General features: G+C 67.6%; 1 protein-coding gene. It reads right to left on the minus strand.

The genetic code is table 11. The features are described from left to right. Positions 1–109: 109 nt before the first annotated feature. Positions 110–820 carry an rRNA pseudouridine synthase gene (locus DBR34_RS19980; RefSeq protein ID WP_128098074.1) on the minus strand — a complete coding sequence of 237 codons (711 nt, stop codon included), beginning with the start codon at positions 818–820 and terminating at the stop codon, positions 110–112. Between the last annotated feature and the right edge of the window lie 45 nt (positions 821–865).

An 865-nucleotide genomic window follows, 5' to 3' on the forward strand; every position in this document is an offset into this window, starting at 1 on the left:
ACGATTCCCAGCCAGCGCAGCATCCGGCGCCAGAGCGGCTTTCGTTCAGTCATGTGCCGATGCTAAGCCGGGCGGGCGTGCACGGCGAGTGCCGGACGCACGCACCCCCTCAGAAACGTTCGTCGGGCGCGAGGTAGCGCCACTGGCCGGGGACCAGCTTGCCCATGGCGACGCGGCCGATGCGCAGGCGGCGGACGCTGATGACGTCGAGTCCGACCTGGCGGCACATGTCACGGAGCTGGCCGGGTTGTACGGGTTTGATGGCAAAGCGCAGGCGGGTTTCGTTCTGCCAGCTGACCTTGCACGGGGGCAGGGGCCAGTTGCGGAAGCTGAGGCCGTGGGCGAGGCGCTTCATGCCATAGGGTGCGAGTTCGCCACTGACTTCGACGAGGTATTCCTGTTCGAGGGTGGCGCCGCGGTCCTTGAGGTGGGACACGATGCGGCCGTCCTGGCTGACGACGACCAGGCCGCTGTCTTCGTCGGCGAGCGGCATGACCAGTTGCAGGGCGTGGAAATGGCGCTGGAGGAGGGTGACGCCGGTGGCGTCCAGTTCGCTGCGGCTGTCGGGGGTGACCAGGGCGCACAGTTCGTCGGCGCGCATGCCGGCGGGTTTGTGCAGGAGCATGCTGACGGTTTCGGTGCGGGTGGCTTCGGCGTTGTCGCGCAGGACGATGGTTTCGTCGGTGACCAGGGTCTGCGGTTGTTCGACGATCGTGCCGTCGACGGTGACCCAGCCGCCTTCGATGTAGCGCTGGGCGTCGCCCCGGGAGCAGCCGATGAGGCTGGTCAGGCGTTTGTCGAGTCGGATCGGGTCGGTCATGGGGCTGGCAACGAAAAGCGGGATGCGGGCGGGGAGTGTACTGGG

The organism is Stenotrophomonas sp. HMWF003, assembly GCF_003061285.1.
Lineage (GTDB): Bacteria > Pseudomonadota > Gammaproteobacteria > Xanthomonadales > Xanthomonadaceae > Stenotrophomonas > Stenotrophomonas maltophilia_AP.

Coding starts and splice junctions, on each gene's coding strand:
- DBR34_RS19980 (WP_128098074.1), bottom strand. CDS start 820: ATGACCGACCCGATCCGACTCGACAAACGCCTGACCAGCCTCATCGGC.